At 41.0% G+C, this 21,653-nt stretch carries 13 protein-coding genes and 3 rRNA genes; 12 read left to right on the top strand and 4 right to left on the bottom strand.

Features of this window, described 5'->3' with window-relative positions:
- Positions 1-16 precede the first annotated feature (16 nt).
- The 5 genes from FLM54_RS14245 to FLM54_RS14225 all read left to right on the top strand — a co-directional run bounded on the left by FLM54_RS14245 (position 17) and on the right by FLM54_RS14225 (position 6,632).
- Positions 17-871, top strand: a complete 855-nt coding sequence (locus FLM54_RS14245) for an OmpA family protein (protein WP_138606333.1) — start codon at positions 17-19, stop codon at positions 869-871.
- A 3-nt stretch (positions 872-874) separates the two neighbouring features.
- On the top strand, positions 875-2,959 hold the full coding sequence (locus FLM54_RS14240) for an SLBB domain-containing protein (protein WP_138606335.1): 2,085 nt from the start codon (positions 875-877) through the stop codon (positions 2,957-2,959).
- The gene (locus FLM54_RS14235; RefSeq protein WP_178956701.1) at positions 2,956-3,660 is read left to right on the top strand and encodes an AAA family ATPase; all 705 of its coding nucleotides are present in this window, start codon (positions 2,956-2,958) and stop codon (positions 3,658-3,660) included. Before FLM54_RS14240 ends, FLM54_RS14235 begins: the two co-directional genes overlap by 4 nt.
- Before the next feature lie 7 nt (positions 3,661-3,667).
- Positions 3,668-5,128 carry a SpoIIE family protein phosphatase gene (locus FLM54_RS14230; RefSeq protein ID WP_138606337.1) on the top strand — a complete coding sequence of 487 codons (1,461 nt, stop codon included), beginning with the start codon at positions 3,668-3,670 and terminating at the stop codon, positions 5,126-5,128.
- A 97-nt stretch (positions 5,129-5,225) separates the two neighbouring features.
- The gene (locus FLM54_RS14225) at positions 5,226-6,632 is read left to right on the top strand and encodes a sigma-54 dependent transcriptional regulator (RefSeq protein WP_178956700.1); all 1,407 of its coding nucleotides are present in this window, start codon (positions 5,226-5,228) and stop codon (positions 6,630-6,632) included.
- Here FLM54_RS14225 and FLM54_RS14220 read toward each other — a convergent pair.
- Positions 6,627-7,646 carry a glycosyltransferase family 4 protein gene (locus FLM54_RS14220; protein WP_178956699.1) on the bottom strand — a complete coding sequence of 340 codons (1,020 nt, stop codon included), beginning with the start codon at positions 7,644-7,646 and terminating at the stop codon, positions 6,627-6,629. The genes FLM54_RS14225 and FLM54_RS14220 overlap by 6 nt on opposite strands.
- Before the next feature lie 21 nt (positions 7,647-7,667).
- Between FLM54_RS14220 and FLM54_RS14215 the strand changes: the two genes are divergently transcribed.
- Positions 7,668-8,000, top strand: coding sequence for an Hpt domain-containing protein (locus tag FLM54_RS14215; protein WP_178956698.1), 333 nt, complete (start codon positions 7,668-7,670; stop codon positions 7,998-8,000).
- On the opposite strand, the gene yvcK is transcribed toward FLM54_RS14215, so the two are convergent.
- On the bottom strand, positions 7,997-8,869 hold the full coding sequence (gene yvcK / locus FLM54_RS14210) for a uridine diphosphate-N-acetylglucosamine-binding protein YvcK (protein WP_178956697.1): 873 nt from the start codon (positions 8,867-8,869) through the stop codon (positions 7,997-7,999). The genes FLM54_RS14215 and yvcK overlap by 4 nt on opposite strands.
- Positions 8,870-9,037: 168 nt before the next feature.
- Between yvcK and FLM54_RS14205 the strand changes: the two genes are divergently transcribed.
- Entirely contained in the window at positions 9,038-11,038 is a 2,001-nt protein-coding gene (locus FLM54_RS14205; RefSeq protein WP_178956696.1) for an ATP-binding protein, read from the top strand.
- A gap of 60 nt (positions 11,039-11,098) precedes the next feature.
- Here the strand turns inward: FLM54_RS14205 and FLM54_RS14200 are convergent, their stop codons facing one another.
- Positions 11,099-11,959 carry a YicC/YloC family endoribonuclease gene (locus FLM54_RS14200; RefSeq protein WP_054202964.1) on the bottom strand — a complete coding sequence of 287 codons (861 nt, stop codon included), beginning with the start codon at positions 11,957-11,959 and terminating at the stop codon, positions 11,099-11,101.
- Positions 11,960-12,139: 180 nt separating this feature from the next.
- Here FLM54_RS14200 and rph point away from each other — a divergent pair, with 180 nt between their 5' ends.
- The 5 genes from rph to rrf all read left to right on the top strand — a co-directional run bounded on the left by rph (position 12,140) and on the right by rrf (position 19,344).
- Positions 12,140-12,853 (top strand): ribonuclease PH, encoded by a 714-nt coding sequence (gene rph / locus FLM54_RS14195; protein WP_178956695.1) that lies wholly within the window; start codon positions 12,140-12,142, stop codon positions 12,851-12,853.
- A 14-nt stretch (positions 12,854-12,867) separates the two neighbouring features.
- The gene (gene pyrE, locus FLM54_RS14190; RefSeq protein WP_178956694.1) at positions 12,868-13,512 is read left to right on the top strand and encodes an orotate phosphoribosyltransferase; all 645 of its coding nucleotides are present in this window, start codon (positions 12,868-12,870) and stop codon (positions 13,510-13,512) included.
- Positions 13,513-14,386: 874 nt separating this feature from the next.
- Positions 14,387-15,922, top strand: a 16S ribosomal RNA gene (locus tag FLM54_RS14185).
- Between the two features lie 285 nt (positions 15,923-16,207).
- Positions 16,208-19,092 (top strand): 23S ribosomal RNA (locus tag FLM54_RS14180).
- A 137-nt stretch (positions 19,093-19,229) separates the two neighbouring features.
- Positions 19,230-19,344, top strand: a 5S ribosomal RNA gene (rrf, locus tag FLM54_RS14175).
- The 16S, 23S and 5S rRNA genes sit together here, the layout of an rRNA operon.
- 632 nt (positions 19,345-19,976) lie before the next feature.
- Here the strand turns inward: rrf and FLM54_RS14170 are convergent.
- Entirely contained in the window at positions 19,977-21,515 is a 1,539-nt protein-coding gene (locus FLM54_RS14170) for a phosphoenolpyruvate carboxykinase (protein WP_138608169.1), read from the bottom strand.
- Positions 21,516-21,653: the final 138 nt, after the last annotated feature.

The following is a 21,653-nucleotide window of genomic DNA, read 5'->3' as shown; positions in this document are numbered from 1 at the left end:
TATCAGGGAGAGTTTTATGAAGGCGAGCATAGCAATTTTCATTTTCATGTTTTTAGGCGGATGCGCTACTTGGCCAGATGAAGGGCAGGGAGGCTTGGCCGAAAAATACCAAAACTATCCATTAGATGATCAGCAGCTAGATGAAACATTTAATCAACCTGAGAGTATTGTAAGGAGCGAGTTTGAGCACTTAGAACTTAAGCTTGAATTATTAAAGTCGCAGGATATTAATGCCTGTATGCCGGCACAGTTATTAAAAGCCCAAATTTATGAGAATCGTATTCGTCGTTTAATCGCAGCTCAAATGTGGGAAGACGCGGAACATGACTTATTAATTCATTATCATGGCCTTAATCAATTAGCTAACCATTTTGATACTGTTAGAAAGTTGACTAATTGCGCTGCATCGATTGATGAACAACCCGCATTAGTTAATGTAAAAAAGCAAATAGCGGAGTTATTAAATAGCGATAACCAATTTGCATTTAATGCCTTTGAAATAACCCCTAAATATGCCGTACGAGTTGCTCAAGCAGCCGATTTAATCAAACAACTAGAAAGTATTAGTATTTTACTTATCGGGCATACTGACTCTGTAGGCAGTAAAAATAGTAATTACGAGCTGGCTTTAAAACGCGCAGATACTGTTAAGCATTGGTTGAGTGTTTATGGTGTGCCTACCTATAACATTACCACTTTAACCCAAGGCAGTTTAAAACCATTTAGTGAGTCGGAACAAAGTGAGCAAAAACGTCATTCAGATCGCCGAGTTGAGGCTATTATTTTAGATGCTAACGTGCAAAGTGAAGATAGCAAACAAGTAAAGTCACTAATGAATTGGACTAAAATTATTGAAAAGAGAAAGGAGTAATGTATGAGATTTATTTTTGCTGTCTTCGTTTTTTTCTTTTTAGTATCAAGCTCTGCGTTTGCTGAAAAAGCCGATGAGCCTATAGTGCAAGCAGGTAACAAGCTGTTTTTATATGTCCCAGGGGAAGTTGAATTTGAAACAACTTTTGAGGTCGATAAAAAAGGTCAAATTAACATACCTGAGGTGGGGCAATTTCAGGTCGGTAATAAAACGGTTACGCAAATAGAGGCAGAACTTAAACCTATTCTTGCAGAGTTGTTTGTTGCTATAAATGACTTTTATGTAGAGCTTAGAAGCAGAGACATATTTATTAATGTTTTAGGGTATGTGATCACGCCCTCACAGGTGAGTATTCCTGATGATGGCAATATTCAGATGGTGATAGCTAAGGCTAATGGTTTAAGACCTGGCGCACAGCTCGATCGTTTACAAATAAGACGCAAAGATGAAGTAATTGAATTTAATTACAAAGCATATTTAGACTCAGGCGACATAAATTTATTACCAAAGCTTAAAAGTGAAGATACTGTGTTTGTGCCTGTTTCTCCGCTCCTTGGTAACGTGCAAATTGATTTTGATGCACAAACACTTAGTGCGACAGGGGATGCAAGCGACAACAGTGCCATTACTATGCTTGGCGAAGTGCATAACCCTGGTAGTTTTTCGTTTAAAGAAAATATGACTCTTCTAGATGCACTGATGCGTGCGGAAGGGGTTACTCGCTATGCGGATGTAACTAAAATTAGAGTGATCGTTGATAAAGCTCCTGTTATTTTTGATTTAAAAGCATATTTAGATAAACCTACCGATAGCAACATGCCGCTACTAAAAGCAGGGTCAACCATATATGTGCCGATTATGGTGGATGATGTAAATACTACATCACGCACGGTTTATATTATGGGTGAGGTACAAAAGCCGGGGGCCTATGAGGCTGCTGACAGTACTAACTTTTTAGATATTTTAGCAAATGCAGGGGGCCCAACTCGCTTTGCAGAAACACGCCAAATAAAAATATTAACCCCTGCGGGAGAGAGCATACTTTTTGATTTACAGGGTTATAGTGAGGGATTAACCACCGCTAAAGTGCCCGATTTAAACCCCGGTGATGTAATATTTGTTCCTGAAAAAACAGATGTTAATGAAAAAAGTTGGTTAAAAATTCCGACAAAACGAGCGATTAAGATTATAGGTGCTATTCAATCTCCTGGTCGTTATGAGTGGAGTGACGAAATGGACTTTACTGATCTGTTAGCGCATGCTGGTGGCCCTACTAAAGGGGCTAACGTGAACGATATTAAAATTTTGCGAAATGGCGATGTCACCCAACGATTTGATCTAGAAAAATACACCATTACTAACGGTGAAATTGCGCTGCCGAGTTTAATTGCTGGCGATACTATTATTGTTGAGGAGTTACCAGTAGACCCCGGAGACAATAAATCGCAATGGATACGTCAAGAATCGAGCAAGTCTATTTATATCATGGGGCAAGTAGGTTCCCCTGGGCGCTATGCGTTCAATGACAATATGCATTTTATTGATATTTTGGCAGCAGCAGATGGTCCTAATGGTAGTGCGGATATTCGTAATATTAGAGTTACGCACCGTAATGGTAATCGCGCTCGAGTGAGCAAACTTGATTTAGCGATGTATTTTGAAACTGGTGATGAAACGTTATTTCCTCATGTGTCACCCGGCGACACAATATTTATTCCAGAAAAAGACAAAGATTGGTTACGTACCCCTAAAGAGCGAGTTGTTCGTATTATGGGGGCAGTGCAAAAGCCGGGTCGATATAACTTTGATGATACGATGTCTATTTTAGATGTGCTTGCTGAAGCTGGAGGGCCGTCAAGTTCAGCTCTCATTGACAAAATAGTGGTTGTTAACCATTCATGCTGTAAAGAACAATCTCGCGTGTTTAATCTTGAGGAATTTATAAAGTCTCCAAACTCGGCCAATATTCCGGTACTTAGAGCTGGAGATACGCTATATGTCCCTGATAAAGGTCAAGACCTAATTAGTCAATTTAAAGATAACTTCCTCGACTTTATAACCATAATTGCTTTGGTGATAAGCTTATGAACTTGATACCTGGGCAGTATCATGAACTAGAAACCATCTGTAACACCTTGATTGATGATGAAGCACGGTGCGTGACGTTTATTTCTTTGTACGGTGGCGAAGGTTCATCCACAGCCTGTATTAGTGTTGCTCAACGTTTAAAAAGTCAAAATAAGTCAGTACTCGTTATCGACCTTAACCCTATTAGTTCGTTTCGTTTAGACAAACAGCTGCCAACATTGACTAAGTTGTGGCGTTTTGATGATATTTCCTGTCAGCTCAGTGTTATGCCTTATCAAGGTATTGAAGTACTTACAATTCACAATTTAGAGTCAATTGATTCAGCAAAAAACAAACATGTTTTAAATGAAGCGGTACTGCGTTTAAAGCAAGAATATGATTATGTGTTGCTGGATATGTCGCCAGCATTAAAGTTAAATCGTAATAATGTACCACTGCATTCTTTAAGCTTATGTAGCGAGCTGACCTTGGTTACTATTGCGCTAGGTATTAATAATGAAGAGTCGTTATGTCAAGGCGTGGCAGAACTTAAGCAAGCGGGTCATAGCAATATAAAGTTACTGGTAAGTCAACATAGCTTTGCTCCTTTAGGGGAGCGCATGCTACTGCTCTTCCAACGACACTCTCCAAAATGGCCAAGGCTGTGCGCTTTTTTAACCAGCAAAATAAATAAACAAAAGTGGTTGTTTAAACATTACTGAGACTTTTATGGATATATTATTTGAGCGGCGTTTTGAATTATTATGGCCGACCTTAACTGAAATACGCCAAGTACTTAAGCATGTACTGGGCGCTTTATCGGTGACCCGAGATGAAGCGGATGCAGCAGGCTTAGTCGCAACCGAATACCTAACTAACTTAATTCGCCATAATGAGGGCGATGAGCAGCTTATAATGTTGCGTATTAACCAAATAAATCATGATACTTACCAATTAACTTTTATAGATGAACTTAAGCCTTATAATTTATTTAAACAAAACAACTCTTCATGGACATTAGCATCGGCTGAGCTGGTAGAAGGAGGGATGGGGGTTGAACTTATTCGCCATTACTTTGCGGATGCCACCTACGACACGCGAGCAGGAAAAAACTATTTTTCTTTTCCCTTAACTAACATTGATAAACGACCGAGTATTATTTATGTCGACGATGATGTCACTCAATTAGCATTAATGAGCGCCTACCTAAAAGATAAATTTAATGTCGTCACCTGTGAAAACATAGAGGCTGGCTGGCAAGCTATTTTAACCTCTGATGCTAGTATATTGTTACTTGATCATAAACTTAAACAAGGAACGTGTGAGCCATTACTGGAAAAGCTTAATAAATCGAATTTAAAATCTCAGTTATCGGTGGTGATGTTAACTGGCGATGATAGCGAAGAAGTGATCAGTAAAATTAATCGATTAGGGGTTGATGATTACTTAATAAAACCAGTTAAAAAAAATAAGTTATTACAAAGCATAGATCGAGTAACTCATCGATTTGCATACTTGTCCTATCAAAGTACATTCGGATTAACACCTTCTAAAGTGCTTTTAGGGCATGGTAAAACAGCGCATATTTTTGGCTCTATTAGTGTGGGTAATGGCGGTGACTTTTTTATGCCAATTAATGATGAAGGTACTGCTTTTATACTCGGTGATATGATGGGTCATGGCTTACAAGCGCTCAAAGAAAGCTTTGCTATAAAAGGTTTTATAAGTGGCTTTTTAGCGACCGGGTTAGCGTATCAAGAAATGCTCGTTGCGCTCAATAATGCGCTTTATAAACAGCAATTATGTAAATCAAGCTTAGTCACTTTAATGATTTGTTTTTTAGAAAATAATAAGTTGTATTGGCTCAATGCTGGTCATCCCGCACCGGTTATTATCAGTAAAAATGGTGAGCTATCTCAGCTAAATGGTACCGGACCATTGCTTGGGCTGTCTAATGATCATCAATATACTTTATATGAAGCCAAGCTTGATAATGTTGAACATATTATACTTTATACTGATGGTTGGACGGATAACCGCTTTACCGATAAAGACGAAATGACCGAATTAAAAAAAATCATCCCTATGCAAAGCTCCTCAGCAGAGGATTTTGCACACTCGTTATGGAAAAATTCTCAGGTTGCGCTTTCTAAAGAAGTGGATGATGCCTCATTAATAATCATTAATTGAATTTGATTTAATTAACTATGTATAGTTAACTTAATATCCATAAGTTAATATTTTTTCTCTAAATAATTCTTAGCGAGTCGCTAAAAGGAATGGGATTATGCCACCAACAATACTGATTGTAGAAGACACCCAGTCGCTTGCTATGATGTATCAGTCTTATCTTTTACCAACAGGTGTAAACACACTAGTGGCAAATGATGGGGCAACCGCTCTTGATATTATTAATAAAATAAAACCCGATCTGATCGTACTCGATGTGATGTTACCCGATATGAACGGGTTGGATATTCTTGCTCAGCTAGAACCTGATAATTTTCCGCAAGTTGTTGTATTAACTGGGCATGCTACCAAAGAAATGGCGATTCAAGCGATTAAGTTAGGCGCTAGTGATTTTTTAGAAAAGCCTGTAGAGGCAGAACGTTTTCGTATAACCATTAACAACACTCTCAAAATAAAAGATTTAAAACAAACGGTTACCAAGTATAAAAATATTTATGAAAACGGTCGTTACTTTGACTTGATTGGTAGCTCCAAGCAAATGCAATCGGTGTATCAAGTTATTAGCTCTGCTGCAGCGAGTAAAGCCACGGTATTTATTACCGGTGAAAGTGGTACTGGCAAAGAGCTTTGTGCACGAGCAGTTCATCAAGCCTCTAATCGTGCCGACAAGCCCTTTGTTGCACTTAATTGTGCTGCTATCCCCAAAGATTTGATTGAAAGTGAAATATTTGGCCATTTAAAAGGTGCTTTTACTGGAGCAATTGCAAACCGCTTGGGTGCCGCAGGGCAGGCGGATGGGGGGACATTGTTTTTAGATGAGTTATGTGAAATGGATATTAATTTACAAAGTAAATTACTTCGTTTTATTCAAACAGGTACTTATCAACAAGTCGGTAGCGAAAAACAAGTTAAGGTTGATGTGAGGTTTGTTTGTGCTACCAATAGAAACCCGCTTGCTGAGGTTGAGGCAGGTCGATTTAGAGAAGATTTGTATTACAGATTACATGTTATTCCTATTGAGTTGCCGCCACTTAGAGAGCGCGGCAGAGATATTATCGAAATAGCGCAAGCGCTATTTATTAAAATAGCCAAGGAAGAGCAACATCCTTATAAAGGGATAACCGATGATGTGAAGCACTTTTTAGCACAATACGATTGGCCTGGTAATGTTAGGCAGCTGGAAAATGTGATCCGTAATATTTTAGTGCTTAACCCACAAGAGTGGATTGATGTATCTATGCTACCAGCATTGCCACAAAGCCCGCAAAAAGAGTCAGGTAACGAGGGGCTGGTTAAAGAGCAACATACATCGTTACCAGTTCAAGAGTTTGAAGAGTTACCGCAGGTTGAAAGTGAGGTTAAGGCTTTGTGGATCGCCGAAAAAGAATATATAGAGCGGGTCATAAAAATATGCGCAACTAATATTCCCAAAGCTGCCGCTCTTTTAGATGTAAGCCCTTCAACCCTGTACCGAAAAATTAAAGGGTGGGAAGAAAATTTATAATAATGTTTTTGCTGTATAAGCACTTTGCAGCAAGTTAAATTGTTTTCTACCTGAAAAACGCTCTTCAAGCATAGTGTATGCTGAGTGTGCCATTTCACTTTTTTGTATTGCCGGCAAGGCAAGTAATGCTTCTATCGATTGTTGGCACTCTAGTGTATTTGCTGATTTCATTAAAAAGCCATTAATTCCATTGTTTATAATGCTAGGAATAGCGCCCACAGGGCTGCTGATAACAATTTTATAATGCGCCATACTTTCTAGAAGCGTCATAGGCAGGCCTTCTTCTCTTGAACAAATAAGTAGGGCATCTAAATGTTGCCAAATATCATCTCGGGGTGTTAAACCATGGTAATGAAGGTTGTCTAATTGTGGAATACGATCACGCATCGGGCCATCCCCAAAAAGGTGAAACTGTACCTGTTTATTAGTCTGCATACTTTCAGCTAACTCATAAAATATATCAGGGCCTTTTTCATAAGATAAGCGCCCAACAAACCCGACTCTAAGTAACGGTTGTGCAAAACCAGTGCTGGGAGGTTCGGCTATTGCGATGAAGTTTTCCAGTAATTGGGCGTTTTTAATTGTTTTACTAATTTTTTCAGACACTGCAAAGTTAGTTGATAACCAACTAAGCCATAAATCGAATTTGTTATACAGCCACATTTTTCCTGTACCAGCCTCTCCTGCATGGTAAGTGCTAACACAATGCTTATTTGTGATTTTACAAACCAAACGCCCTAAAATACCGGCTTTATAACCATGGGTGTGAATAACTGTATTGCGATCGTAACTGCGAAACCGCTTGATTAAACTAATGAGTGTACCTTGCAGAAAATCATACGGTATGCTTTGCTTATCAAGTAACTCATAAAATTCATTATTCCCATGATTCTTATAAAATAAAACCGAGCAACTAAGCTGGTTTTTGTTAAGCAGCTTGTATAACTCTATAATATGAGTTTCAATACCACCAATCATTGAAGAGTCTACAAACAATATAATCTGATTATTCACAATGAGCTCCAAAAGAAAATTATGATAGATACATCTGTAATAGAACAACTAAAGTATGATGTTGGTGATAGCACAGCCATTGAACTGATAAACGTTTTTGTTGATGAGTCTAAAAAGTTAGTGGCGCAAATGCTTTCCTCAACCGATGCCGCAGAAATTGAACTGTGCGCTCATAGCTTAAAAAGTAGCGGTTATAGTTTTGGTGCAACAAGATTAGCGCAAACGTGCCAGCTTATTGAGCAGCAAGTTAAGGTCAATGGTTTAAACACTGAGGTTGTAACCCTCTTAAAGTTAGCTGATGCACAAAGTAAAAAAACCTTCGAACATATGAGAGAACTTACCCAAAATCATTAAGCGTGTTTTTCAGTATTAAAAGAGCTTTTTAATAACTCTGAAAATACATTTTTTAGTTCATTAATATTATGTAAATGCTTGCCTGTTTCCTTATACTTCTCTCCCTGTTGTAAAATTTCAATAATGGCAGAAGGAGAAATACTTAAATCGTATACTTTAGTGGCGAGCTTCTTCTGTAACCAGTCAATGCCGGCAATTTTTGTATGTTGCATCACGCTGCTTTCTTGCGCTGTGTTTTCAATAAATACTCTACACGCAGAGGTTTTTTTTATTGCTTCAGTGATTTCTGTAATTAAAAAAGCAGGCATCACGCTAGTAATGATGCTACCTGGACCAATAATTATTAAATCGGCATCTAAAATAGCTTCAATAGTACCAGGTGCTGGCGGCACCGCTTTCGATAAGTAGATTGTACTTGGTAGTTCATTTAGAGCATCAATCGCGCATTCACCAAATACTTTTTCACCATTGTTTAGCTCGGCTACTAAATCTGTAGGTAGATCAGACATAGGCAAAACTGTCTCTTTATTTCCAAGCAAACGATTAAAAGCAGCAATAGCCTCAGTGGGAGACTGTGTTAGCTGGGTTAAACCCAATAGTGTTAAATTCCCTAAACTATGACCCGCCATATCGCCATGGATAAACCTATGCTCATACATAGCTTGGGCTTGCGTGCTTTCACCTGCAAGTTGAACACAGCAGCGCCTTATGTCACCTAAAGCGATACAATTTTGATCGGCTCTAATGCGACCGGTGCTACCACCATTATCGGTAGTTGCTACAATTGCTGTTAGGTTACTACATAAGGGTTTTATCGCACTTAACACTTGTGCTAATCCGTGACCACCACCAATACATACTATCTTCATGGTTATGCCTTTATGTATTTATTTATATTAATAAAGCAGAAATCATTCCACCCTGCCATAAAAATAACTCAATGATTTATATTAAATTTTGTTCTATATTAATTAGTCATAACATCGATTTTGGTATTTTTTTGCAAAACGCGATGCATTTTAGCTGAGGGAATGAGTATGCAACGTAATGAATTAATTACGCTTACGGAACTACAGAAGCAGTTAGCGTTATTGCATCAGTGTGATGATGAAATTGATATTTTAGCTACTATGTCAGCTTTACTGCAGCCATTACTTCAATACCAAGACTGCATTGTTTTAAAAAAAACACATCATCATTTTTTAACTATAGGCACAACTAACATCGATTTTTATGAGAAAACTTGGCCACCATGTGCTGCATTTATTCAGGCTTTAAAAAAAGGTTACTCATTTAGTTGCAATCCATTGCCAGAACAATTAGTTACTTTATCAGCAGAGGCAAATAATCAGAATAAAAATACAGCGCTGTTAATCGGGATTGATACGGGTAAAGAACAATGCTTATTTATTTTCACTCATGTGAGTAACAAAATTAACCATAATGTTTTAGCTTCACACTCAATAATTTTATTTCTTCAGCAAGTATTCCACGCTTTTCTCCAATTAAATAAGCTACATGAACAAACTCATCAATCTGTTTTACTACTTGATAAATTTTCTCAGCTTTCTACTTTATTTAAAGAATTAGCAAGTGAGTGGTTTTGGCGAACCGAGCCAGATATGACTTTTACCAGCGTTAACAATCTGGAAAGGGAAGATAATACCTATGCGAAAACATTTATTAATAAAACCATAGAGTCTTTGCGCACTAAAAATGAGCAAAGAAATACACTAAAATGGCAAGCTTTTGCTGCTTTAATAGCTGAGCATGAGGATTTTAATGGTTTTGAGTTTGAGGTTAAGGCATCGACACCTTTGTGGGTATCGCTTAATGGTAAGTCGCAATTTGACGAAAACGGAAATTTCATTGGCTATTTAGGTATTGCCAAAGATATCACAGTCTCAAAAGAGCGAGAGACTGCACTTGAAAATGAAAAGCTTAAAGCTGAGGAAGCCAGTAAAACAAAAACAAAATTTTTAACCATCATGTCGCATGAAATAAGGACCCCCATGAATGCGATTATGGGGATGATAGAGTTATTAATAGATACCGATTTAACTCAAGAGCAACGCCAATGGCTGAATTATGCAAACTCTAGTGCTGATATTCTTTATGGATTAATTACCGACGTATTAGATTTTTCAAAAATTGAATCAGGGACTGTATTAATCGCCAATAAACCGCTAAATGTAAAGCTGCTTATTGAGAATATTGTTGGGCAATTGCATATTATTGAAGACAGTGAAGATATTATTTTTTCAGTTTCGATTAATGACGATATCCCTACCTATATTATGGGTGATGAATTTAGGCTGGGGCAGATACTATTTAATCTCATTGGCAACGCATTCAAGTTTACTCACTCAGGACATATTGCATTATGTGTAAATATTGTAGATGACAAACTAAAATTTACTATCGAAGATTCAGGGGTAGGCATTGCAAAGAAAGATCTAAGCTTTATATTTCAGCCGTTTCGACAAGTTAACGAAGGTATAAACAGAAAAAATGAAGGAGTAGGGTTAGGCCTCAGTATTTCAAAAAATCTAATTGAACTTATGGGCGGCTCTATTAATGTTGAAACGCAGTTAGGGCTAGGTAGTACGTTTACTATTTTATTGCCATTTAAAGAAGCGATTATTGATGAAACTAAACCCGAGCTTTCATCAGAACAGCCTGTACTATCAGTTCTCGTTGCTGAAGATAATAAAACCAATCAAGTACTTATTAAGGCGTTTTTACAAAAGCTAAATCACAAAGTCACGATTGCTAATGATGGAGTAGAAGCAATTGAGTTTTTGAAACTCAAGCATTTCGATTTAATTTTAATGGATATCATGATGCCAACCATGGATGGATTAAGCGCCACGCAACATATACGCCATGAGCTGTTAAGTGATATTCCTATTTTTGCACTAACGGCCAATGCTTCAACCGATGACAAGGCATCGTGCTTCAAGGTCGGTATTAATAAAGTACTTACCAAGCCTATTAAGTTTGAAACCTTAAAAACCTCTCTAAGCACACTTTTATAAACAGGAATAAAAAAGGCCATAATTAGGAATAATCATGGCCTTTTCTAACGTTATAGTTTGTTATTCAATATTCTGAATTTGCTCACGCATTTGCTCTATCAATACTTTTAGCTCAACTGCAGCATTGGTGATGTCGCTGTTGATTGATTTAGAAGCTAGGGTATTTGCTTCACGGTTAAACTCTTGCATCATAAAATCTAAACGACGACCACAAGCACCACCTTTACTCAAAATTTTACGTGTTTCTTTAACGTGCGATTTTAAACGATCAAGTTCTTCTGCTACATCTTGCTTTTGTGCAAGATAAATCAGTTCTTGTTCAAGACGTGACTCATCAATATTTGTTGTTAAATCTTCAAGTTTTTGTACTAACTTTTCACGTTGCCATTTAGTAATTTCTGGCATGTGTGCTTCAACAATATCAACTTGCTCTAAAATGGCGGTTAATCGTGTAGTTATCATTTCTTCAAGGTTTGCACCTTCATCACCACGTGCAGATTTAAAGTCTTCAATTACTTGGTCAAGCCCAGTAATGAGTGCTGTATTTACACTATCCATATCAATTTCTTGCGCTTCCATCACGCCAGGCCAACGCAAAATGTCAACAGGATTGATATCACCATTGCTTTGTTGTTGTACCCACTTAGCACTATTAATTAGCTGCTCAGCAAGAGATTGATTAATTGATAATTCACCAACATGTGCAGGGTTTGCTACAAATTTTAAGAAAACTTCGACCTTACCACGCTGTAAGTGCTTACGCAGACGCTCGCGTATAACGGGCTCCATGCCACGAAATTGCTCTGGTGCACGAATAAAGGTTTCAAGATAACGTTGGTTCACTGAGCGAACTTCCCACGTGCCAGTGCCCCATTCGCCTTTTATTTCGCGACGCGCATAAGCTGTCATACTGTGGATCATGGATGTTTTCCTACATTTTTAAATACAATATTACGATTATTATACCGTAACACTGCCCAAGCTCTAAAGAAAATTTAACACTGCTGAGTGTTTTTTAAACACACTTTAATATAAATCAACATGGCATCTGTATTCACATCAACATATAATGTGGCAAATTCAGAATTAAGGGGATCGTCAATGCGTCCAAGCGAAAGAACACCTAATCAAATTAGACCGGTTACGTTTACACGTAACTACACTTTGCATGCTGAAGGTTCAGTATTGGTAGAGTTTGGCAACACTAAGGTACTTTGTACTGCGACAGTTGAGGCTGGCGTACCACGCTTTATGAAAGGCCAAGGTAAAGGTTGGGTAAACGCAGAATATGGCATGTTACCGCGCGCAACACACACACGTAATAGTCGTGAAGCAACGCGAGGTAAGCAGGGCGGTCGTACAATGGAAATTCAGCGTCTGATTGCTCGCTCTTTACGTGCAGCAATCGATCTAAAAGCACTCGGTGAAAACACAATTACTATTGATTGTGATGTAATCCAAGCTGATGGTGGTACACGTACAGCGTCTATCAGCGGTGCATGCGTTGCGCTAGTTGATGCACTAACGTATATGCGTGCAAAAGGGATGATTAACTCAAACCCGCTTAAACATATGATCGCTGCTATTTCTGTTGGTATATATAAAGGCCAAGCGATTAGCGATTTAGAATACCTAGAAGATTCTGACGCTGAAACTGACATGAATGTAATTTTAACTGAAACCGGTAAAATTATTGAGGTACAAGGAACCGCTGAGGGTGAACCTTTCTCGTTTGACGAACTTGATGAGCTACTTTCACTCGCTAAGCATTCAATTCGTGAAATTATTGATGTACAAAAGCAAGCACTAGCATAAATAGGTAACTGGCAATGAAAGAATATCAAAAAGAGTTTATTGAGTTTGCTTTAGAAAAGCAGGTATTAAAGTTTGGCGAGTTTACTTTAAAGTCTGGCCGTACAAGCCCTTACTTCTTTAATGCGGGCTTGTTTAATACAGGTCGTGACTTAGCGCGCTTAGGTCGCTTTTATGCAGCGGCACTTGAAGATGCAGCAATTGAATATGATGTACTATTTGGTCCTGCTTATAAAGGTATTCCAATTGCAACAACAACCGCAGTTGCGTTAGCTGATCATTATAATAAAGATGTACCTTATTGTTTTAACCGTAAAGAGAAAAAAGCACACGGTGAAGGTGGTAGCTTAGTTGGATCTGAGCTTAAAGGTAAGATCATGTTAGTTGATGATGTGATCACCGCCGGTACAGCTATTCGCGAGTCAATGGAAATAATTGCGGATAATGGCGCAGATTTAAGTGGTGTTTTAATTGCACTTGATCGTCAAGAAAAAGGTAAAGCAAAGCTTTCTGCTATACAAGAAGTAGAACGTGACTTTAATACCCAAGTTACTTCTATCGTTAAATTGGCTGATTTAATTAGTTACCTAGAGCTCCAAGGAACTATGGATGAGCATTTAGCCGCGGTAAAAGCTTACCGGGATCAATACGGTGTAGCATAAATAGTAGCCTCGCAAATGCGGGGCTTTATTTTGCCTAAAATAGAGCAACAGTAACTCCTACTTATATTAAGGCTTTGCTAATACACATAAACAAAAGCCACCTTCAGGTAGGCACTATTAATAGCCGTGATTTTATTAATACTGTGGTATCACTCTTACCTACTTCAATTCACCGTAGTAACATTAACAGTATGCTAGCTGCAGCGTCTTATTTTCCAGACTTTGTTATATATGGGATCTATTCGGGTAGATTATTGCTAGTGATCATTATGATCATCTTAGTTGCGAGTGTTTTAATAAAGCTTATTCAAGTAGATATAACGGTTAAAAGCTTAAGTTTCGCGTTTATTGTTAATAAATTGATAGTTATGTTGTGTTTTTAGCACCTATCGTTCAAATATCCAGCGAACAGTCATTTATTTCAAGTTTTCTTCAAAAAGGGGTTGATCTGTTTTCGGATCTCCCTATAATGCGACCCCACTGAGACGGCAGAACGCAACGCATAGCGAGGCACGAGCTACTAAGTGAGTCGAGTAAAACTTAGTTTTGAAAACTTTCAAGTTTAACAAAATTAAGTGTTGACAAAAAAATAGGAAAGCGTAATATGCGCAGCCCTAGCGAGATAAAGTTTAACGCTTTAATCGCAACGTTCTTTAACAATATAAAGCAATCATCTGTGTGGGCACTCGTACAGATTGAGTTCTAACAGCCAAGCTACTTAGGTAGTGAGGCAAACAAATTTAGAGTCTCAATTGAAACTGAGTGACCAACAGCAATAACTACTTAGGTAGGAATTGCAGCACAGTCAATTCAATATCGAAAGATATTAAATAAATTCAGAATTCATTGAGCTGTCGAAAGACATAAAACTTTTTAATTGAAGAGTTTGATCATGGCTCAGATTGAACGCTGGCGGCAGGCCTAACACATGCAAGTCGAGCGGTAACAGAAAGTAGCTTGCTACTTTGCTGACGAGCGGCGGACGGGTGAGTAATGCTTGGGAACATGCCTTGAGGTGGGGGACAACAGTTGGAAACGACTGCTAATACCGCATAATGTCTACGGACCAAAGGGGGCTTCGGCTCTCGCCTTTAGATTGGCCCAAGTGGGATTAGCTAGTTGGTGAGGTAATGGCTCACCAAGGCGACGATCCCTAGCTGGTTTGAGAGGATGATCAGCCACACTGGGACTGAGACACGGCCCAGACTCCTACGGGAGGCAGCAGTGGGGAATATTGCACAATGGGCGCAAGCCTGATGCAGCCATGCCGCGTGTGTGAAGAAGGCCTTCGGGTTGTAAAGCACTTTCAGTCAGGAGGAAAGGTTAGTAGTTAATACCTGCTAGCTGTGACGTTACTGACAGAAGAAGCACCGGCTAACTCCGTGCCAGCAGCCGCGGTAATACGGAGGGTGCGAGCGTTAATCGGAATTACTGGGCGTAAAGCGTACGCAGGCGGTTTGTTAAGCGAGATGTGAAAGCCCCGGGCTCAACCTGGGAACTGCATTTCGAACTGGCAAACTAGAGTGTGATAGAGGGTGGTAGAATTTCAGGTGTAGCGGTGAAATGCGTAGAGATCTGAAGGAATACCGATGGCGAAGGCAGCCACCTGGGTCAACACTGACGCTCATGTACGAAAGCGTGGGGAGCAAACAGGATTAGATACCCTGGTAGTCCACGCCGTAAACGATGTCTACTAGAAGCTCGGAACCTCGGTTCTGTTTTTCAAAGCTAACGCATTAAGTAGACCGCCTGGGGAGTACGGCCGCAAGGTTAAAACTCAAATGAATTGACGGGGGCCCGCACAAGCGGTGGAGCATGTGGTTTAATTCGATGCAACGCGAAGAACCTTACCTACACTTGACATACAGAGAACTTACCAGAGATGGTTTGGTGCCTTCGGGAACTCTGATACAGGTGCTGCATGGCTGTCGTCAGCTCGTGTTGTGAGATGTTGGGTTAAGTCCCGCAACGAGCGCAACCCCTATCCTTAGTTGCTAGCAGGTAATGCTGAGAACTCTAAGGAGACTGCCGGTGATAAACCGGAGGAAGGTGGGGACGACGTCAAGTCATCATGGCCCTTACGTGTAGGGCTACACACGTGCTACAATGGCGCATACAGAGTGCTGCGAACTCGCGAGAGTAAGCGAATCACTTAAAGTGCGTCGTAGTCCGGATTGGAGTCTGCAACTCGACTCCATGAAGTCGGAATCGCTAGTAATCGCGTATCAGAATGACGCGGTGAATACGTTCCCGGGCCTTGTACACACCGCCCGTCACACCATGGGAGTGGGTTGCTCCAGAAGTAGATAGTCTAACCCTCGGGAGGACGTTTACCACGGAGTGATTCATGACTGGGGTGAAGTCGTAACAAGGTAGCCCTAGGGGAACCTGGGGCTGGATCACCTCCTTATACGATTTAGAACTTATTTGTTCGTAGTGTCCACACAGATGATTGTTAGTTAGTTTGCTCTTTGAGTTTACTAATTAATATGCTCTTTAAAAATTTGGAAAAGCTGATAATAAAATTCGTATGAATACATTGTATTTGTACAGAGTTTTCAAAAGTAAAAAAGAATGATAGCAGTATCATTCAGTGCCATTTAATCCTCGGATTAATTGGTATCTACTTTAGTATTCAATATTAACTTCTGGCGAAGTTAAACTGTCACAAAACAAAGACCCGTTTGGGTTGTATGGTTAAGTGACTAAGCGTACACGGTGGATGCCTTGGCAGTTGGAGGCGATGAAGGACGTATTAACTTGCGATAAGCCTAGTCAAGCTAGTAAAAAGCACTTGAGACTAGGATTTCCGAATGGGGAAACCCACCTGCTTGCAGGTATCGTTAACTGAATACATAGGTTAACGAGGCGAACGCGGAGAACTGAAACATCTAAGTACCCGTAGGAAAAGAAATCAACCGAGATTCCGATAGTAGCGGCGAGCGAAATCGGAACAGCCCTTAAGCTTATTATGTGTTAATGGAAGGCTCTGGAAAGTGCCACGATACAGGGTGATAGTCCCGTACATGAAAACGCATTTTAAGTGAAATCGAGTAGGTCGGAGCACGTGAAACTTTGACTGAATATAGGTGGACCATCATCTAAGGCTAAATACTCCCAACTGACCGATAGTGAACCAGTACCGTGAGGGAAAGGCGAAAAGAACCCCTGTGAGGGGAGTGAAATAGAACCTGAAACCGTGTACGTACAAGCAGTAGGAGCCCCTCGAGGGTGACTGCGTACCTTTTGTATAATGGGTCAGCGACTTATATTTTGTAGCGAGGTTAACCGATTAGGGTAGCCGTAGGGAAACCGAGTCTTAACTGGGCGAATAGTTGCAAGGTATAGACCCGAAACCCGGTGATCTAGCCATGGGCAGGTTGAAGATTGAGTAACATCAATTGGAGGACCGAACCCACTAACGTTGAAAAGTTAGGGGATGACCTGTGGTTAGGAGTGAAAGGCTAATCAAACCGGGAGATAGCTGGTTCTCCCCGAAATCTATTTAGGTAGAGCCTCGGACGAATACTTACGGGGGTAGAGCACTGTTAAGGCTAGGGGGTCATCCCGACTTACCAACCCTTTGCAAACTCCGAATACCGTAAAGTAATATCCGGGAGACACACGGCGGGTGCTAACGTCCGTCGTGAAGAGGGAAACAACCCAGACCGCCAGCTAAGGTCCCAAAGTCATAGTTAAGTGGGAAACGATGTGGAAAGGCCCAGACAGCCAGGAGGTTGGCTTAGAAGCAGCCATCCTTTAAAGAAAGCGTAATAGCTCACTGGTCGAGTCGGTCTGCGCGGAAGATGTAACGGGGCTAAACTATGCACCGAAGCTGCGGATTCAGAATTTATTCTGAGTGGTAGGGGAGCGTTCTGTAAGCGGTTGAAGGTGTACCGGGAGGTATGCTGGACGTATCAGAAGTGCGAATGCTGACATGAGTAACGATAATGCGGGTGAAAAACCCGCACGCCGGAAGACCAAGGGTTCCTATCCCATGTTAATCAGGGTAGGGTAAGTCGACCCCTAAGGCGAGGCCGAAAGGCGTAGTCGATGGGAAACGGATTAATATTTCCGTACTTGGTATAATTGCGATGGGGGGACGGAGCAGGCTAAGCAAGCATGGCGATGGTAGTCCATGTGAAAGTGTGTAGGCTAGTGACTTAGGTAAATCCGGGTTGCTGTTAGGCTGAGACACGAGACGAGTCACTACGGTGATGAAGTTGCTGATGCCATACTTCCAGGAAAAGCCTCTAAGCTTCAGATTATACCGAATCGTACCCCAAACCGACACAGGTGGTCAGGTAGAGAATACTAAGGCGCTTGAGAGAACTCGGGTGAAGGAACTAGGCAAAATCGTACCGTAACTTCGGGAGAAGGTACGCTCCGATTGGTGATGAGACTTGCTCTCTAAGCTGATTGGAGCCGCAGTGACCAGGTGGCTGGGACTGTTTATTAAAAACACAGCACTGTGCAAAATCGCAAGATGACGTATACGGTGTGACACCTGCCCGGTGCCGGAAGGTTAATTGATGGGGTTATCTTCGGAGAAGCTCTTGATCGAAGCCCCGGTAAACGGCGGCCGTAACTATAACGGTCCTAAGGTAGCGAAATTCCTTGTCGGGTAAGTTCCGACCTGCACGAATGGTGTAACCATGGCCACGCTGTCTCCACCCGAGACTCAGTGAAATTGAAATCGCAGTGAAGATGCTGTGTACCCGCGGCTAGACGGAAAGACCCCGTGAACCTTTACTACAGCTTGGCACTGAACATTGAACCTACATGTGTAGGATAGGTGGGAGACTTTGAAGCAGAGACGCTAGTTTTTGTGGAGTCGTCCTTGAAATACCACCCTTGTAGTTTTGATGTTCTAACGTTGGCCCCTGAATCGGGGTTACGGACAGTGCCTGGTGGGTAGTTTGACTGGGGCGGTCTCCTCCCAAAGAGTAACGGAGGAGCACGAAGGTTGGCTAAGTACGGTCGGACATCGTACGGTTAGTGTAATGGTAGAAGCCAGCTTAACTGCGAGACAGACACGTCGAGCAGGTACGAAAGTAGGTCATAGTGATCCGGTGGTTCTGAATGGAAGGGCCATCGCTCAACGGATAAAAGGTACTCCGGGGATAACAGGCTGATACCGCCCAAGAGTTCATATCGACGGCGGTGTTTGGCACCTCGATGTCGGCTCATCACATCCTGGGGCTGAAGTCGGTCCCAAGGGTATGGCTGTTCGCCATTTAAAGTGGTACGCGAGCTGGGTTTAGAACGTCGTGAGACAGTTCGGTCCCTATCTGCCGTGGGCGTTTGAGAATTGAGAGGGGTTGCTCCTAGTACGAGAGGACCGGAGTGAACGAACCGCTGGTGTTCGGGTTGTCATGCCAATGGCATTGCCCGGTAGCTACGTTCGGAACTGATAAGCGCTGAAAGCATCTAAGCGCGAAGCAGGCCTCGAGATGAGTTCTCACTAGACTTTTAAAGTCTCTGAAGGGCCGTTGAAGACTACAACGTTGATAGGCAAGATGTGGAAGTGGTGTGAGCCATTAAGCTAACTTGTACTAATTACCCGTGAGGCTTAACCATACAACGCCAAACGCGTTTTATGTGATAGTGAAACAAGCGAAGAAGTTAATATAACTAAAGTAGATTACTGAAGACATTTTATTATCAGAATTCCAAATTTTAGTAAGCTCGATTAAATCGAACTTACACCAAATTTGCTTGGTGACAATAGCGTTTTGGACCCACCTGACCCCATGCCGAACTCAGTAGTGAAACGAAACAGCGCCGATGATAGTGTAGCATTTGTTATGTGAAAGTAGGTCATTACCAGGCTCCAAATAAGAGAAACCCGTTACAGAAATGTGACGGGTTTTTTTACGTCTTCAGGAAAGTGAAAGTATTAGCCGTCAGCCGTCAGCCGTCAGCCGTCAGCTATCAGTTGCACTGCGTTAACCTCAGAGCCAACGCACACCCCATTAAAAACATTAAATGTACCTTGCTATGTGGCTCTCTAGCGCTCTAGGCACTACGATATTCTACTGCGTGGTAACACACTCACTCCAAAAGCAAGCAAGACTCGAATGACTTGAGCCTTCTTGTGTTCGTAGGAGTTTACCAGTAATAGCTAGTGTTGTTTTATGTGCTCTAACAGGGTAAAGAGTGAGGTATTGGACAGATTCACCCTACAGTATTGTTTCATTGCTGATGACAACCCGTAACTGTACTAATGTAACATAGTTTAATAGCATTTAATTTGAGATATACAAACTAGTAACTGCTACTTTAAAGCTTAATAGGCTCTCGGTGAGCCTTTATTAAGAAATGCACAAAACATAGGGAAACGTTTTAGCTAATAGGTGGCTTATCAGCAATTATTAAAATAACTACGTTGCTGAAGTAAAATAGGTAGGATCAAAAACGCCAACTCAAGGTTGGCGTTTTAATTATCAGGCTAAAGGTGATTATTAAACTTTAGGGCCTGCGTTTTTAATTTCGTCAGATACGTCGTATTTAGCAAAATTTTCTGTGAAATCAGATGCTAGCTTAGCCGCATACTCTGCGTATTTAGCTTTGTCTTCCCAGGTATTGATTGGGTTAAGAAGCTTGCTATCTACGCCCGGCACTGCAACTGGTACGTCTAGGTTTAGCACGTCAATGTGTTGGGTTTCTACACCGGCTAATTTTCCAGATACGATTGCATCCACAACAGCTCGTGTTGTTGGAATATCAAAACGCTTACCAATACCGTAAGGACCACCTGTCCATCCAGTGTTAACTAGGTAAACTTTAGCGCCGAATTCACGTACACGCTTCATTAGAAGCTCTGCGTATACACCTGCAGGACGTGGGAAGAAAGGTGCACCAAAACAGGTTGAGAATGTTGATTCAATATCGCTAGTAGAACCAATTTCTGTAGAGCCTACTTTTGCTGTGTAGCCACTTAGGAAGTGAAATGCTGCAGCTTCTTCTGTTAGTACAGATACCGGCGGTAGTACACCACTCACATCACATGTTAGGAAAACAACAGCCTTAGGCTCACCTGCGCGGTTTTCAACTTTACGTTTTTCAACGTGCTCTAGTGGGTAAGCTGCACGGCTATTTTGAGTTAGGCTGGTATCGTTGAAATCAGGAACACGGTTTTCATCAAGTACCACATTCTCTAAAATTGTACCGAATCGAATAGCGTCCCAGATAACAGGTTCGTTTTTCTGAGAAAGGTCGATACATTTAGCGTAACAACCACCTTCGATATTAAATACACTACCAGGTGCCCAGCCGTGCTCGTCATCACCGATTAAGAAGCGAGTCGGATCTGCTGATAATGTTGTTTTACCTGTACCAGATAAACCAAAGAATAATGCGGTATCGCCTGCTTCACCTACGTTAGCAGAACAGTGCATTGGTAATACACCTTTCGCTGGTAGTAGGAAGTTTTGCACAGAGAACATCGATTTTTTCATTTCACCCGCGTAGCGCATGCCAGCAAGTAACACTTTACGTTGTGCAAAGTTAATAATAACTGTGCCATCGCTATTGGTACCATCGCGCTCTGGATCACATACAAACGAAGGTACGTTCATTACTTGCCACTGAGGAAAGTCGGCTTTGTTGTATGATTGTGGTTCGATGAACATGTTTTTAGCGAAGATATGGTGCCAAGCAGTTTCTGTTGTTACAACCACTGGAAGGTAGTGCTCTGGATCAGCGCCTACTTCAAGGTGAGAGATAAAGTGGTCGTTACTTTGCACATGTGCTTCTACACGTGCCCATAAGGCGTCAAACTTATCTGCATCGAATGGGCGATTTACATTACCCCATTGGATTTCATTTTCAGTACTTGATTCTTGAACAATAAAACGATCTTTTGGAGAACGACCGGTACGACGACCAGTGTTAGCTACAAAAGCACCATTGGCGGCTAAAGTCCCTTCGCCACGGCTGATAGCGTGTTCGACAAGTTCAGCTGCAGTTAGATCGACAAAACGGGTAGCGCTTGAAGTCATGTTTATACCTAAATTGTGTGAGATTGAACGGGATAGCTCTGGGTCTTAGTAACCTTTAAGCTGCAAATATAGTAACAGATGGATTAAGGATATTCGAGCTTATAAACACCGTAAAAACATATAAATTAAGGGAAAAAC

It is taken from the genome of Pseudoalteromonas sp. Scap25 (assembly GCF_013394125.1).
Lineage (GTDB): Bacteria > Pseudomonadota > Gammaproteobacteria > Enterobacterales > Alteromonadaceae > Pseudoalteromonas.
The sequence above is the reverse complement of the archived record's forward strand: the minus strand, read 5'-3'. Positions and strand labels throughout refer to the sequence as shown.